Source organism: Nocardia sp. NPDC058518, from assembly GCF_042719655.1.
Lineage (GTDB): Bacteria > Actinomycetota > Actinomycetes > Mycobacteriales > Mycobacteriaceae > Nocardia.
Genome location: NZ_JBHXNJ010000010.1, coordinates 52750 through 66975 on the forward strand (window position 1 = coordinate 52750; position 14226 = coordinate 66975).

General features: G+C 68.3%; 14 protein-coding genes. 12 read left to right on the plus strand and 2 right to left on the minus strand.

The genetic code is table 11. The features are described 5' to 3' along the window. The first annotated feature begins 91 nt into the window (after positions 1–91). From ACFWPX_RS18845 to trmD, 5 genes are all read left to right on the plus strand, one after another. Entirely contained in the window at positions 92–1186 is a 1095-nt protein-coding gene (locus ACFWPX_RS18845; protein ID WP_378928491.1) for an amidohydrolase family protein, read from the plus strand. A 208-nt stretch (positions 1187–1394) separates the two neighbouring features. Further along, on the plus strand, positions 1395–1832 hold the full coding sequence (gene rpsP / locus ACFWPX_RS18850) for a 30S ribosomal protein S16 (protein WP_378928493.1): 438 nt from the start codon (positions 1395–1397) through the stop codon (positions 1830–1832). Further along, positions 1832–2074 carry an RNA-binding protein gene (locus tag ACFWPX_RS18855; protein WP_056811833.1) on the plus strand — a complete coding sequence of 81 codons (243 nt, stop codon included), beginning with the start codon at positions 1832–1834 and terminating at the stop codon, positions 2072–2074. The genes rpsP and ACFWPX_RS18855 overlap by 1 nt, the downstream gene beginning before the upstream one ends. Beyond that, entirely contained in the window at positions 2075–2599 is a 525-nt protein-coding gene (gene rimM, locus ACFWPX_RS18860) for a ribosome maturation factor RimM (RefSeq protein WP_378912412.1), read from the plus strand. It begins immediately after the preceding gene. A 3-nt stretch (positions 2600–2602) separates the two neighbouring features. Continuing rightward, a complete protein-coding gene (trmD, locus tag ACFWPX_RS18865; protein WP_378928494.1) occupies positions 2603–3280 on the plus strand; it encodes a tRNA (guanosine(37)-N1)-methyltransferase TrmD in 678 nt (225 codons plus the stop codon). 1 nt (position 3281) lies between these two features. Here trmD and ACFWPX_RS18870 read toward each other — a convergent pair whose 3' ends face one another. Both ACFWPX_RS18870 and ACFWPX_RS18875 read right to left on the minus strand, forming a co-directional pair. Next, positions 3282–3650: a VOC family protein gene (locus ACFWPX_RS18870; protein WP_378912410.1), complete on the minus strand. Its 369-nt coding sequence runs from the start codon at positions 3648–3650 to the stop codon at positions 3282–3284. Positions 3651–4050: 400 nt separating this feature from the next. Then, on the minus strand, positions 4051–4896 hold the full coding sequence (locus tag ACFWPX_RS18875; RefSeq protein WP_378928496.1) for a LuxR C-terminal-related transcriptional regulator: 846 nt from the start codon (positions 4894–4896) through the stop codon (positions 4051–4053). Between the two features lie 96 nt (positions 4897–4992). Between ACFWPX_RS18875 and ACFWPX_RS18880 the strand changes: the two genes are divergently transcribed. The 7 genes from ACFWPX_RS18880 to lepB all read left to right on the plus strand — a co-directional run bounded on the left by ACFWPX_RS18880 (position 4993) and on the right by lepB (position 14221). Beyond that, positions 4993–6606, plus strand: coding sequence for an AMP-binding protein (locus tag ACFWPX_RS18880; protein WP_378928497.1), 1614 nt, complete (start codon positions 4993–4995; stop codon positions 6604–6606). Further along, a complete protein-coding gene (locus ACFWPX_RS18885; RefSeq protein WP_378928498.1) occupies positions 6606–8240 on the plus strand; it encodes an AMP-binding protein in 1635 nt (544 codons plus the stop codon). Before ACFWPX_RS18880 ends, ACFWPX_RS18885 begins: the two co-directional genes overlap by 1 nt. Positions 8241–8339: 99 nt before the next feature. Next, positions 8340–9506: an alpha/beta hydrolase family protein gene (locus tag ACFWPX_RS18890; protein WP_378928499.1), complete on the plus strand. Its 1167-nt coding sequence runs from the start codon at positions 8340–8342 to the stop codon at positions 9504–9506. 47 nt (positions 9507–9553) lie between these two features. Further along, entirely contained in the window at positions 9554–11956 is a 2403-nt protein-coding gene (locus ACFWPX_RS18895) for a Tex family protein (RefSeq protein WP_378928500.1), read from the plus strand. A 24-nt stretch (positions 11957–11980) separates the two neighbouring features. After that, entirely contained in the window at positions 11981–12871 is an 891-nt protein-coding gene (locus ACFWPX_RS18900) for a hypothetical protein (RefSeq protein WP_378912404.1), read from the plus strand. A gap of 157 nt (positions 12872–13028) precedes the next feature. Beyond that, complete coding sequence (gene rplS, locus ACFWPX_RS18905; RefSeq protein ID WP_056811812.1) at positions 13029–13370, plus strand: 50S ribosomal protein L19; 342 nt, start codon at positions 13029–13031, stop codon at positions 13368–13370. An 86-nt stretch (positions 13371–13456) separates the two neighbouring features. Beyond that, positions 13457–14221, plus strand: a complete 765-nt coding sequence (gene lepB, locus ACFWPX_RS18910) for a signal peptidase I (protein ID WP_378912403.1) — start codon at positions 13457–13459, stop codon at positions 14219–14221. Positions 14222–14226: the final 5 nt, after the last annotated feature.

The window sequence follows — 14226 nt, forward strand, 5'->3', positions numbered from 1 at the left end:
CCCGGCATTCACCGCGCCGACGCCCGGGCAACCGGCTCCGGCGCGGCGTCACCGGCGGTAGGTTGGTGGCGTCGACGGCGAGGAGGTCTTCATGCACGTGCGCGGGGTGGTTCTGCCCGGTGACGAGGAGCGCGACCTGTGGGTCGTCGACGGCCATGTGACCTTCGAGCCGGTCGCGGACGCGGACACGCTGTGCCGGACCGGCTGGATCGTGCCCGGCCTGGTCGACGCCCACTGTCATGTCGGCATTCGCTACGGCGGCGGGGACGAGACCCACGAGGGCGCGATCGAGCAGGCAGAGACCGAACGCGACGTGGGCGCGCTGCTCCTGCGCGACGCGGGCTCGCCGATCGACACCCGTTTCATCGACGAGCACGCCGAGCTGCCGCGGATCATCCGCGCGGGCCGCCACATCGCCCGCCCCAAGCGCTACATCCGCGAACTCGGCATCGAACTCGACGACGAACGCGACCTGCCGGAGATCGTCGCCGAGCAGGCCCGCTTCGGCGACGGCTGGGTGAAGATCGTCGGCGACTGGATCGACCGGTCGGTCGGCGACCTGCGGCCACTGTGGAGTGACGACATCCTGAAGCAGGCCATCGACGCGGCCCACGCGAACGGGGCCAGGGTCACCGCGCACGTGTTCGGTGAGGACGCGCTGCCTGGTCTGATCAACGCGGGCATCGACTGCCTCGAACACGGCACCGGCATCACCGACGACACCATCGAGCTGATGGTGGCCAACGGCACCGCCCTCGTCCCCACCCTGATCAACATCGACACCTTCCCCGGCATCGCCGACAGCGCCACGAAGTTCCCGGTCTACGCCGCCCACATGCGCGATCTGCACCGCCGCGTCCGCGACACCGTCGGCAAAGCCCACGAGGCGGGCGTCCCGATCTACGCAGGCACCGACGCGGGCGGTTCCATCCGTCACGGCCGCATCGCCGACGAGATCACCGCCCTGTCCGGCGCGGGCCTGTCACCCCACGAGGCCCTCGGCGCCGCTTCCTGGAACGCCCGCACCTGGCTGGGCCGCCCCAGCATCGAAGAGGGCGCCCCGGCCGACTTCGTCGTCTACGCCCACGACCCTCGCGTGGACCCTCAGTCGCTCACCGACCCACAATGGGTTGTGCTGCGTGGCCTGGTGGTGAAGACACCCGACCCCGTCACCGGGCACCGCTGAATCGGCGTTGCGCGGCGATAGCGGAGGCGATTTCCGGCCGCGGCGGGTCGTCTGGCAGAATGAACCCTCGTCCTTCCTGGACAGTGTCAGCCCGTCTCCGGTTACGTACCGCGCGGCGGTCACGCACGCATGCGCGAAACCGGACCCGCAGACCATGTGGGTCGCCGAATCGCGTGGTGACCAAACTACTGAAAGAAGACTGAACAGCATGGCTGTCAAGATCAAGCTCACTCGTCTCGGCAAGATCCGCAACCCGCAGTACCGCGTCGTCGTCGCCGACGCCCGCACCCGTCGTGACGGCCGGGCCATCGAGTCCATCGGCCTGTACCACCCGAAGGAAGAGCCTTCGCTGATCCAGATCGACGCCGATCGCGTCGCGTACTGGCTGTCCGTCGGCGCGCAGCCGACCGAGTCGGTGCAGCGTCTGCTCGAGATCACCGGCGACTGGCAGAAGTTCAAGGGCCTGCCGGGCACCGAGGGCACCCTGAAGGTCAAGGCCCCGAAGACCTCCAAGCTTGACCTGTTCAACGCCGCGCTCGCCGCCGCCGACAACGCGCCCACCACCGAGGCCGTCACCCCGAAGAAGAAGGCCGCCAAGAAGGACGAGGCTGCCGCTGAGGAAGCCGCCACCGAGGCTGCCGAGTAATGACTGCTGTTGTTGCCGATGCCGTCGAACATCTGGTTCGCGGCATCGTCGCCAACCCTGACGACGTCCGTGTCGAGCTGCTCACCGGACGTCGTGGACGCACCGTCGAGGTACACGTCCATCCTGAAGACCTGGGCAAGGTGATCGGGCGCGGTGGTCGTACCGCGACCGCGCTGCGCACCCTGGTCGCCGGCATCGGCGGCCGTGGGATCCGGGTCGACGTGGTCGATACCGACGCCTAGATGGAACTCGTCGTAGGTCGGGTCGCCAAGTCGCACGGCGTGCGCGGCGAACTCGTCGTCGATGTTCGCACCGACGAGCCGGACGTCCGGTTCGCGCCGGGTGTCACATTGCGCGGCAGGATGCCGAAGTCCTCGGCGACCCGTGACTACACCGTGAAGTCGGCCCGAGAGCACTCGGGCCGGCTTCTGGTGTTCGTCGACGGTATCGACGACCGCACCGCCGCCGATGCCCTGCGCGGCACCTTGTTCGTCGTCGACAGCGAGTCGCTGCCGCCGTCGGAGGATGACGACGCCTTCTACGACCACGAACTCGAAGGCCTTCGGGTCGAGTTCGCCGACGGCACCGAAGTCGGCACGGTCACCGAGGTGCTGCATTCGGCCGCGGGTGAACTGCTGTCTGTACGTGCCGCCGACGACGGTCGCGAAATTCTCATTCCCTTTGTCACCGCCATCGTGCCGACGGTTTCGCTCGCCGATGGGCTGGTGGTCATCACACCGCCCGAGGGCCTGCTCGATCCGGAGTAATTCGTGCAACTCGACGTCGTCACGATCTTCCCGGAGTATCTCGAGCCGCTGCGCACCGCGCTGCTCGGCAAGGCCGTCGACAAGGGCCTGATCTCGGTCGGTGTCCACGACCTGCGTCACTGGACGCACGATGTGCACAAGTCGGTCGACGACTCGCCCTACGGCGGTGGTCCCGGCATGGTCATGAAGCCCACCGTCTGGGGCGACGCCTTGGACGAGGTGTGCCCCGACGACGCGTTGCTCGTCGTCCCCACCCCGGCCGGTGTGCCGTTCACCCAGGCCACCGCGCAGCGCTGGGCCACCGAGAAACACCTCGTCTTCGCCTGCGGGCGCTACGAGGGCATCGATCAACGCGTGTTCGACGACGCCGCCCGCCGCGTGCGCGTCGAAGAGGTGAGCATCGGCGACTACGTGCTCATCGGCGGCGAGGCCGCGGTGCTCGTGATGACCGAGGCCGTGGTGCGCCTGATCCCCGGCGTGCTCGGCAATCAGCAGTCCCACCAGGAGGATTCGTTCTCCGACGGGCTTCTCGAGGGTCCCAGCTACACCCGGCCGGTGTCGTGGCGGGGCCTCGATGTGCCCCCGATCCTGCTCTCGGGCGATCACGCCAAAGTAGCTGCGTGGCGTCACGAACAGTCACTGGACCGGACAGCGCGGCGTCGTCCCGATCTGCTGCCCTGAACTATCCCGTGATCACGCGGGTGGTGATGCAGAACGGATGCCCCGCGGGATCGAGCAACACACGCCAGCGCGGATCCGGTTGCACCGGTGCGGGTTTCGCGCCGATCGCGAGGGCGTGCTGTTCGCATAGGTCCAGGTCGGCATCGGCGGCGAGGTCCAGGTGTACCGCGGCTGTGCCCGGCCACTGCGGCGGATAGTAGTCCTCGACGCGTTGCGCGGCGACCGTCAGTCCCGACGGGATACGGATCCCGACGCTGTGCGCGTCGTTCCACAGGACACGGCCACCGAGCAGCCCGAGATAGAAGCGGGCGAGGGACTCGGGGTCGTCACAGTCCAGTGAGAGGCCGGCCAGTTGAAAAGGCTCCGTCATCGGACCGACGGTACCGGGCCGGATGCGCGCCGAGATTGTTTTGCCCAAAGACAGTTGGGTATCCATTGCGGTCATGCGTTGTGCGATCGTCCAACCTGAGACTTGCTGGTTCCATTCGGAATAGGTTCGGTACCTGCGTCTTTCGGCGCGATCGGGTCCGGAGCGGTGAATCCGAGCGTGCTGCGCGCCGATGTTCCCAGTACAGGCATTGCGTCCGTGGGTGATTGGCTATTACCGACATGCGTGGGGTACGAGTTTCGATGCCGGTGTCTCGCGCCGCCGCGGGCGATCGAGTCTGCCCGCGTGACTGTTCCAGGGCATTGGACACTCATGGCGGCCGAATGAAAGTGATATATCGCACATATCGGACAAGCCGTGAATGGGGCTGTGTGACGGCCGTTCAGGGCAGCAAGCCGTGCCGCCGTGCCAACGCGACGGCCTCGTGTCGAGTGCTCGCATCGAGCTTGCTCATCGCCTGCCGCAGATAGCTCTTCACGGTTTCGGCCCCGAGCGAGAGCCGAAGCGCCGCTTCCTGATTCGTACAGCCGAGCGCGATCTGAGCGAGCACATCGAGTTCGCGCCGTGACAGTCGCGGCGCATCGCCGCCGGGACCGCCGGTCAATACCCCGGTCAATCGTTCGCACACCCCGGAAAGCCGTTCTCGCAGTGCGGGATCGCCGGTCTCGGTCGCGAGGGCGCGCAGTTCGGCGTGGATCTCGCGCAGCTCCTCGGTCACCGCGGGCGTGGACGCGGGCGGCGGCGTCGCGAGGTCGAGTAGCCGGACCCGCCGGTCCACCTCATCGCGGACGGCGATCTCGGCGGCCAGCCGCCGACCCGCCTGCAGGATCACCTCGGCGGTGCGGTCGCCGAGGGGGGTCGCGCCACGCGTGGCCGCGTAGAGCACCGCGCGCGGCCGGTCGGCGACCAGGACCGGCACGGCGAGCACCGACCGCAGCCCTTCGCCGACCACCGCGGCGTCGTAGTGGTGGGTGATGGTGGACGCGCCCCGGTAGTCGGCCACCGACGCGGGCCTGCGGTACTCCATGGCCTGTCCACCGAGCCCGGAGGTGCGCAGCACCGACAGCCCGCGCAGTCCCGTGGTGACGGTGCCCGCGAACTCGGTGAGCAGCAGGGTGTCCTCGTCCACCGCGCCGCCGAACACCACCGGGACGCCCGCCCGGCGCGCCACCCAGCGGATCTCGGCGCGCAGGGCGTCACCGTCGCGCGGGCGCAACAGGGAAGTCATGGGTCACCCCTTTTCGGGGGTAGTGGTCGACGTGAGCTATGCCACATTCTAAGGCAGACCCGGCGGCCGTTGCCCGGGTGTTGAGGAGAAGCTGCGATGACTACCGACCTGGACGCGCGGGTGCGCGACCTGCTCGACGACTACGACGGACCCGAGGCCTGCGCGGCCGAACTGCTCTGCGATCGGCATCCGGCCGAGCAGATCGCGTTCACCGTGGTCGAAGCCGATCTGAGCGCGCACGAGCTGACCTACGGCGAGCTGCGGGAGCGCTCGGCCCGGTTCGCCGCCGCGCTGGCCGAACTCGGCGTCGAATCGGGCGACCGGGTGGCGACGCTGATGGGGAAGTCCGCCGAGCTCGTGGTGGCCCTGCTCGGCCTCTGGCGCCGTGGCGCGGTGCACGTCCCGTTGTTCACCGCGTTCGCCGCACCCGCCATCGAGTTCCGGCTGAGCGCGAGTCACGCGAAAGTAGTTGTCGCCGACGCCGACCAGGCGCCGAAACTCGCCGGGACCGACTACCGGACGATCATCGTCGGCGCCGCCGAGATCCCCGGCGCGCTGCGCTTCGACGATCTGCTCGCCCGGCACCGGCCCGACGATCCGCGCGCGCGGCCGGTGGCGGTCGGCGGCGTCGGTCTGCTGGTGCAGTTGTTCACCAGCGGCACCACCGGAACCCCCAAGGGCGTGCCGATCCCGGTCCGCGCGCTGGCGTCCTTCCACGCCTACCAGGAGTTCGCCCTCGACGTTCGCCCCGACGACGTCTTCTGGAACGCGGCCGACCCGGGCTGGGCGTACGGCCTCTACTACGCGATCCTGGGTCCGCTGGCCACCGGCGTGCGCAGCCTGCTGCTGCACGCGGGTTTCTCGGCGCCACTCACCTGGGACGTGCTGCGGCGCTTCGGTGTCACCAACTTCGCCGCGGCGCCGACCGTCTACCGGGCGTTGCGCGCCGGCGGCGGTCCGGTCCCGGACGGCTTCGCCCTGCGTAGGGCCTCGTCGGCGGGGGAGCCGTTGACCCCGGACGTGGTGGCGTGGTCGCAGCGGAACCTCGGGGTGGCGGTGCGTGATCACTACGGCCAGACCGAACACGGCATGGTCATCTGCCACGCGTGGCACCCCGCCCTCGATGTCGCCGCCCCGCTCGGTTCCATGGGCAGACAGCTGCCCGGGTGGTCCTGTGCGGTCCTGGCCGAGGACGCCGACATCGAGGCGGCACCCGGCGAGATCGGCCGGGTCGCCATCGACACCGACCACAGCCCGCTGCTCTGGTTCCTCGGCTACCTCGACGATCCGGAACGCACCGCGAGCCGATTCACCGCCGACGGACGCTGGTATCTGACCGGTGACGTCGGCGCCCGCGACGCCGACGGCTGCTTCCGCTTCAGCGCCCGCGACGACGACGTGATCATCATGGCGGGCTACCGGATCGGCCCGTTCGAGGTCGAGAGCGTGCTTGTCCTGCACGATCAGGTCGCCGAGGCCGCCGTGGTCGGCATGCCCGACGAACTCCGCGGCGAGGTACTCGAGGCCTTCGTGGTGACCCGCGCCGACACCGAGGGCAGTGCCGAGCTGACCGCCGAACTGCAGCAACTCGTCAAGGACAAGTTCGCCGCCCACGCCTATCCGAGAAGGGTCCACTTCGTGGACAGTCTGCCCAAAACCCCGAGCGGCAAGGTGCAGCGATTCCTGCTGCGTGGCAAGGAGATCCGCTGATGTCCGAACTCAGCTACACCTGCGGTCCGGCAGGCACGCCACTGCTCGGCGACACCATCGGCGCGAACCTCGACCGCACCGTCGCTGCCCACCCGGCGCGCGACGCGCTCATCGACTGCCCGACGGGGCGCCGCTGGACCTACGGCGAGCTGGGCGCCGCTGTCGACGCCGTCGCGACCGGCCTCACCGCGCGCGGCATCGGCCCCGGTGACCGGGTCGGCATCTGGGCGCCCAATTGCGCGGAATGGCTTCTCGTGCAGTACGCCACCGCGAAGATCGGCGCGATCCTGGTCAATATCAATCCCGCCTACCGCACCAGCGAACTCGAATACGTCCTCGTCCAGGCCGGGGTGCGAATGCTGGTCGCCGCACCGGAGTTCAAGACCTCGGACTACGTCGCGATGATCGAGCAGGTCCGGCCGAACTGTCCCGCCCTGGAACAGGTGCTGATCCTGGGTACCGAGCCGTGGCAGCAGGTGGCCGAGACGGTGCCCGACGCCGGACGGCTGGCCGCGATCGCCGAGACGCTGTCGGCCGACGATCCGATCAATATCCAATACACCTCGGGAACAACAGGTTTCCCGAAGGGCGCGACGCTGAGCCACCACAACATTCTCAACAACGGGTTCTTCGTGGGCGAGCTGTGCGGATACACCGAAGCCGACCGGGTCTGCATCCCGGTGCCCTATTACCACTGCTTCGGCATGGTGATGGGCAATCTCGCGGTCACCTCGCACGGTGCGGCCGTGGTGATTCCGGCGCCGTCGTTCGATCCGGCCGCGACGCTGGCCGCCGTCGCCGCCGAACGCTGCACCTCGCTCTACGGGGTTCCGACGATGTTCATCGCGATGCTGGCCGAACTCGACAGCGGCGCCACACCGGAGCTGTCCAGCCTGCGCACCGGCATCATGGCGGGCTCGCCGTGCCCGGTGGAGGTGATGAAACGAGTGATCGACCGGCTCGGCATGGCCGAGGTCGCGATCTGCTACGGCATGACCGAGACCTCGCCGGTCTCCACCCAGACCCGTCGCGACGACAGCATCGACCGCCGCACCGCCACCGTCGGCCGGGTCGGCCCACACCTCGAGGTCAAGGTGGTCGACCCGGAGACCGGGCGCACCGTGCCACGCGGGGAACCGGGTGAACTGTGCACCCGCGGCTACTCGGTGATGCTCGGCTACTGGGAACAGCCCGACAAGACCGCCGAGGCGATCGACGCCGCCCGCTGGATGCACACCGGCGATATCGGCGTGATGGACGACGACGGCTATCTCTCGGTCACCGGCCGGATCAAGGACATGGTCATCCGCGGCGGCGAGAACGTCTATCCCCGCGAGATCGAGGAGTTCCTCTACACGCATCCCGATATCGTCGACGCCCAGGTCATCGGTGTCCCCGACGCCAAATACGGCGAAGAGCTCATGGTCTGGCTGCGCTTGCGCGACGGCGCGGACCTGCTCGATGCCGCCGCCATCCGCGCCTTCTGCGCAGGCCGCCTTGCCCACTACAAGATCCCGCGCTATGTGCACGTCGTCGACGAGTTCCCGATGACGGTCACCGGCAAGGTTCGCAAGGCGGAGATGCGTGAGCTGGCCGAGCGCATCCTCGACAGCTCCGACTCGGCGCAAATGTAGTGCAGCGCAACGTCACTCATCCGGTCGCGCTGCCCCGATCGCACCGGTAGCCTGGGCGCGGCGGTTCGTGCCGGGCCGCGAGATGATCTGGGGGATACGGTGATCCGTCGTCTGTCGATGATGGCCATGACGGTGTGCGCGTTGATCGCGGCGAGCGGGGGACCGGCCGGTGCCGGGCCGGGCGGTGCCGTGGTGCTGCCATCGCCGGTCGGCGCGCTGCCGGTCGGCACGACGACGCTGCATCTGGTCGACCCGGCACGGCCGGACCCGTTCGCGCCGGACCGGACCCGGGAGCTGATGGTGTCGGTGTTCTACCCGGCCACCGACGTCGAGCGGCATCCGCGCGCCCACTACGTCTCGACCGAGCTGATTCCCGGATTGGAACAGTCGCTGGGTGTCGAATTGCCCGGCGCGCTGACCAACTCCCACCGCGACGCGCCCGCCCGTGCCGAGGCGGCCTATCCGGTCGTGCTCTACACACCGGGCGCCGGGGTGTCGCGACTGTTCGGCACCGGTCTGGCCGAGGACCTCGCCAGTCGTGGCTATGTCGTGGTGACCGTCGACCACACCTACGAGGCGCCCGTCGTGGAATTCCCCGGCGGTCGCCTCGTTCGGGCCGCGGCCGCCCCGAACGGGTTCGACACCGAGATCAGGGCGAAGTACGTCGCCACCCGGCTGCTCGACTTCCGCCTCGTGCTCGACTCACTGACCGGGCTGGCCGGTGGCACGAACCCCGACGCCGAACAGCGCGCGCTCCCCGCTGATCTCGGGCGGACCCTGAATCTGGACCGGATCGGCACGGTCGGCCACTCGTCGGGCGGCTACACCGCGGTGGAATCGATGCACGAGGACCGCCGGATCGACGCCGCCGTCGACCTCGACGGGCAGCTCGGGGTCGACGAGGCCTTCGGCCGCGCGGTGACCGAGGGCCTGGACCGGCCGACGCTCGTGCTGACCAGCGCCCAGATCGAGGAGGTCGGCGACGCGAACCCGTCGCTGAACGCGTTCTGGCGCACGGCGACCGGCTGGAAACGGCACCTGGCGATCCAGGACACGGCCCACTACGACTTCACCGACATGCCGCTGCTCGTCCCCGCGCTCGCCCGGCCCGCCGCCTCGACCTACATCGGCGCGATGGCGCCGGACCGTTCCGCGGCGCTCGTACACGGCTACGTCGCCGCGATGTTCGACCGGTTCCTGCGCGACCGCACCGACACCGTGCTGGATCGGCCGGTGACCGAACCCGAGGTGAGGACAATCCGCTGACCTGGGTGCCAGCGGGGTGTCGGTGCGGAGCTGTAGTCTCTGCGGCTGTGACGACAGCGCCCGAGATCGCCGACAGCACGACCACCATCGCCAGCGTAGGCAGGCGGATCGCCGATGAACTGGGGGTACGCGAGACCCAGGTCCGCGCCGCCGTCGAACTGCTCGATGGCGGTTCGACGGTTCCGTTCATCGCGCGGTACCGCAAGGAGGTCACCGACGGCCTCGACGATGCCCAGCTGCGTCAGCTCGAGGAACGGCTCGGCTATCTGCGTGAGCTCGACGAGCGCCGCGGCGCGATCATCGAATCCATCCGCGGCCAAGGCAAACTCGATCCCGCCCTGCACTCGCAGCTCATGCTCGCCGAGACCAAGGCGCGCCTGGAAGACATCTACCTGCCGTACAAACCCAAGCGCCGCACCAAGGCTCAGATCGCGCGCGAAGCCGGACACGAGCCGGTGGCCGACGCGCTGATCGGCGACCCGAACACCGATCCGGCCGGATACACCGCCGAACAGCTCGACGGTGCCCGCTCGATCCTCGTCGAACGCTTCGCCGAAGACGCCGACCTGGTCGGTGAGCTGCGCGAGCTGATGTGGAATCGCGGTCAGGTCACCTCGACGGTGCGCGCGGGCAAAGAGGAGGCGGGGGCCAAGTTCTCCGACTACTTCGAGTTCAGCGAGCCTTTCCACAAACTGCCCTCGCACCGGATCCTGGCGCTGCTGCGCGGGGAGAAGGAAGAGATGCTCACGCTGCACCTCGAAGCCGACACCGAAGAACCGGTACCCGGCGAGCGCACGATCTACGAGGGCCGCATCGCGGTCGCCTTCGGCATCGCCGACAAGGGCCGCCCGGCCGATTCCTGGCTGCTCGACACCGTCCGCTGGGCTTGGCGCACCAAACTGGCTGTGAGCCTGGGTATCGACACCAGGATGCGGTTGCGGCAGGCGGCGGAGAAGGACGCGGTCGACGTGTTCGCCGCGAATCTGCGCGACCTGCTGCTCGCCGCGCCCGCAGGTACCCGCACCACCATGGGCCTCGACCCGGGCTACCGCACCGGTGTGAAGGTCGCCGTCGTCGACGCCACCGGAAAGGCCGTGGCGACCGAGGTCATCTACCCGCACAAGCCGCAGGGTCAGACCGAGAAGTCCCTCGCCGTGCTGGCCGCGCTCGTCGCCCGCTTCGACGTGGAGCTCATCGCGATCGGCAACGGCACCGCCTCACGCGAGACCGATGCCCTTGCGGTGGAACTGATCTCGCGGATCCCGGAGAACAAGCCGACCAAGATCGTGGTGTCGGAGGCGGGCGCTTCGGTGTACTCCGCCTCGGCCTACGCTTCGGCCGAACTGCCCGACATGGACGTATCGCTGCGCGGCGCGGTCTCCATCGCCCGGCGTCTGCAGGACCCGCTCGCCGAACTGGTGAAGATCGATCCCAAGTCGATCGGTGTCGGCCAGTACCAGCACGACGTATCCGAGACGCTGCTGGCGCGCTCGCTGGGCGCCGTCGTCGAAGACGCGGTGAACGCGGTCGGTGTCGACGTGAACACCGCCTCGGTGCCGCTGCTCTCGCGGGTGTCGGGTGTATCTGGCTCGGTGGCGGAAAGCATTGTGGCCCACCGTGATCAGAACGGGCCGTTCCGCAGCCGGACCGCCCTGCTCGAGGTACCGCGCCTCGGTCCCAAGGCCTTCGAGCAGTGCGCGGGCTTCCTGCGCATCCGCGGCGGCGTCGACCCGCTCGACACCTCCGCCGTGCACCCCGAGGCCTACCCGGTGGTGCGTCGCATTCTCGAGCACACCGGCCGGGAGATGGCCGAGGTCATCGGCAACACCAGCACCTTGCGCGCGCTGAAGCCCGGCGACTTCACCGACGAGAAGTTCGGTGTGCCCACCGTCAGCGACATCATCGCCGAGCTGGAGAAGCCGGGCCTTGACCCGCGTCCGGAGTTCAAGACCGCCGAATTCGCCGCGGGCATCGAGAAAGTCGCCGATCTGAAGCCGGGGATGGTGCTCGAAGGCGTCGTCACGAATGTGGCCGCGTTCGGCGCGTTCGTCGATGTCGGCGTGCACCAGGACGGTCTCGTGCACGTGTCGGCGCTGTCGCACAACTTCGTCAAGGACCCGCGCGAAGTCGTGAAGTCCGGTGACGTGGTGAAGGTGAAGGTCCTCGAGGTCGACGTCGCGCGTCAGCGGATCGGACTCACCCTGCGGCTGGACGACGAGCCGGGCAAGCCCGCGCAGGGGGACAATCGTGGTGGCGGTGCGCCGCGCGGTCAGGGTCGTGGCCAGGGCGGTCGTGGCCAGGCACCTGCTCGCAATCAAGGACAGGGTCGCAATCAGGGACAGGCTCGTCAGGGCAATGGGAACGGTGGTGGCAACCAGCGCAAGCCGGCTGCCGCACCGACGGGATCGATGGCCGACGCGCTGCGCAAGGCCGGTTTCGGCAACAAGTAGGCACTCGACGACAGGGCAGGCGGCATGGGACGGTGGCTCGAACACGAGGTGATCGCGCACGGCCGCCTGCCCCTGCTCTGTTTCCTGCTGGGGTTCATCCTCGGCTTCGTGGTGATCCGGATCAGCGTGCGGATGATCCGGGCCAAGGTGCGCTGGTGGCCGGGCAATGTGAAGGCCGGCGACACCCACATCCATCACATGGTGTTCGGCGTGATCACGGTGCTGCTGTCGGGCATCGGGCTGATCGCCACCGCCGAGGACTCCACCCAGGTCACCTCGAGCGTGCTGGCGGCGCTGTTCGGGATCGGCGCCGCGCTGGTACTCGACGAGTTCGCGCTGATCTTCTATCTGCGTGACGTCTACTGGTCCGAACAGGGCCGCACCTCGGTGGACGCGGTGTTCGTCGCGCTCGCGGTGACCGGCCTGCTGCTGCTCGGCGTGCAGCCCGCGACGTTTCTGGACTACGACGATTTCCGGTCCTCGCGCGGTGTCGGGGTGCGGCTGGGTGTGGCCGTCACGACGGTGGTTAACCTGTTGCTCGCCGCGGTGGTGATCGCCAAGGGCAAGATCTGGACCGGGCTGTTCGGCATGTTCTTCACCCCGCTGCTGCTCGTCGGCGCCGTGCGATTGAGCAGGCCAGGTGCGCCGTGGGCGCGCTGGCGCTACGGTCACCGGCCCAAGACCATGAATCGGGCGATCGAGCGGGAGCGGCGATATCGCCGCCCGGTCATCCGCGCGAAGATCTTCGTCCAGGACCTGATCGCGGGCAAACCCGATGTCGAGCACGCACGCACCGCCGCCGAGGCCGAGTTGGCCCGCACGGTCGTTCCCGCGCCGTCCGCCCCGCCGCCGCACCCGCATCTGCTGCCGCGCCGCCGGGCCGATACCGTGTCCGACCAGTCAAGCGACGAGTGAGCCCCGATTTCGGTCGGGGCTACCCGGTCTGGCACAATGAACCGGTTGCCTTGGACGAGTCATGTCCGAGAGCACTCCTGTTCTGAGCATGAACCGGTCGAGCGCGCGAGTGCCGCCAGGTTCCTCTGTTCACGCGAAGAATCCGAAAAGGTGGAAAATGAACACCCTTGATTTCGTCGACGAGAAGTCGCTGCGTAGCGATGTCCCCGCATTCCGTCCGGGCGACACCCTGAACGTGCACGTGAAGGTCATCGAAGGCTCGAAGGAGCGCATCCAGGTCTTCAAGGGCGTCGTCATCCGGCGTCACGGCGGCGGCATCGGCGAGACCTTCACGGTCCGCAAGGTGTCCTTCGGCGTCGGTGTCGAGCGCACCTTCCCCGTGCACAGCCCCAACATCGACCACATCGATGTCGTGACCCGCGGTGACGTGCGTCGCGCCAAGCTGTACTACCTGCGCGATCTGCGCGGCAAGGCTGCCAAGATCAAGGAAAAGCGCTGATCTCGCAGTAGCACTTGGCAGTACCAGAATTCTTCAGGTAGCCCGGTACCCGACTCACGTCAGGGTGCCGGGCTACTCTGTTCGGCGTGGCAGACGAAAGTGAGTCGGTGTCGGTGTCCGATTCGGGTGACGACGGTGGGCGGCGCAGAAAAAAGCGCGGCGACAAGAAGCAGCGCCCGTTCTGGCAGGAGCTGCCGATACTGATCGTGATCGCGGCGGTGATCGCCGCGCTGATGGTGACTTTCGTCGGTCGGCCGTATGTGATTCCGTCGCAGTCGATGGAGAACACGCTGCAGATCGGTGATCGCATCTACGTCCAGAAGATCAGCTACTACGGCTCCGAACCCGGGCCGGGCGACGTGGTGGTCTTCGTCGGACCGCCGTCGTGGAACGGGCACTACAAGTCGGTCCGTTCCGACAACACCGTCCTGCGCGGACTGCAGAACTTCCTGTCCTACTTCGGGCTGGTCCCGCCGGACGAGAACGATCTGGTCAAGCGCGTCATCGCGGTCGGCGGGCAGACCGTGCAGTGCTGCGACCCGCAGGGCCGCGTCATGGTCGACGGCAAACCTCTCGACGAGCCGTACATCAAGAAGGATTACCCCTGGTACACCGACCGCCCCAACGCCGTGTACCCGGCGGGCCGGGTGTTCGGTCCGGTGAAGGTGCCGGAGGGCAATCTGTGGGTGATGGGCGACAACCGCAACGAGTCGGCTGATTCGCGCGCCCACGTCAGCGACGATCTGCAGGGCACGGTGCCGGTGGACAACGTCCGCGGCAAGACGGTGTTCAAGATCTGGCCGCCGAACCGTATGGGCCCGGTGAAGACGCAGAACGCGCAAGAGAACTGACACGT

Coding starts and splice junctions, on each gene's coding strand:
- ACFWPX_RS18880 (WP_378928497.1), top strand. CDS start 4,993: ATGACTACCGACCTGGACGCGCGGGTGCGCGACCTGCTCGACGACTAC.
- rimM (WP_378912412.1), top strand. CDS start 2,075: ATGGAACTCGTCGTAGGTCGGGTCGCCAAGTCGCACGGCGTGCGCGGC.
- ACFWPX_RS18855 (WP_056811833.1), top strand. CDS start 1,832: ATGACTGCTGTTGTTGCCGATGCCGTCGAACATCTGGTTCGCGGCATC.
- ACFWPX_RS18845 (WP_378928491.1), top strand. CDS start 92: ATGCACGTGCGCGGGGTGGTTCTGCCCGGTGACGAGGAGCGCGACCTG.
- ACFWPX_RS18870 (WP_378912410.1), bottom strand. CDS start 3,650: ATGACGGAGCCTTTTCAACTGGCCGGCCTCTCACTGGACTGTGACGAC.
- ACFWPX_RS18885 (WP_378928498.1), top strand. CDS start 6,606: ATGTCCGAACTCAGCTACACCTGCGGTCCGGCAGGCACGCCACTGCTC.
- rplS (WP_056811812.1), top strand. CDS start 13,029: ATGAACACCCTTGATTTCGTCGACGAGAAGTCGCTGCGTAGCGATGTC.
- ACFWPX_RS18875 (WP_378928496.1), bottom strand. CDS start 4,896: ATGACTTCCCTGTTGCGCCCGCGCGACGGTGACGCCCTGCGCGCCGAG.
- rpsP (WP_378928493.1), top strand. CDS start 1,395: ATGGCTGTCAAGATCAAGCTCACTCGTCTCGGCAAGATCCGCAACCCG.
- ACFWPX_RS18900 (WP_378912404.1), top strand. CDS start 11,981: ATGGGACGGTGGCTCGAACACGAGGTGATCGCGCACGGCCGCCTGCCC.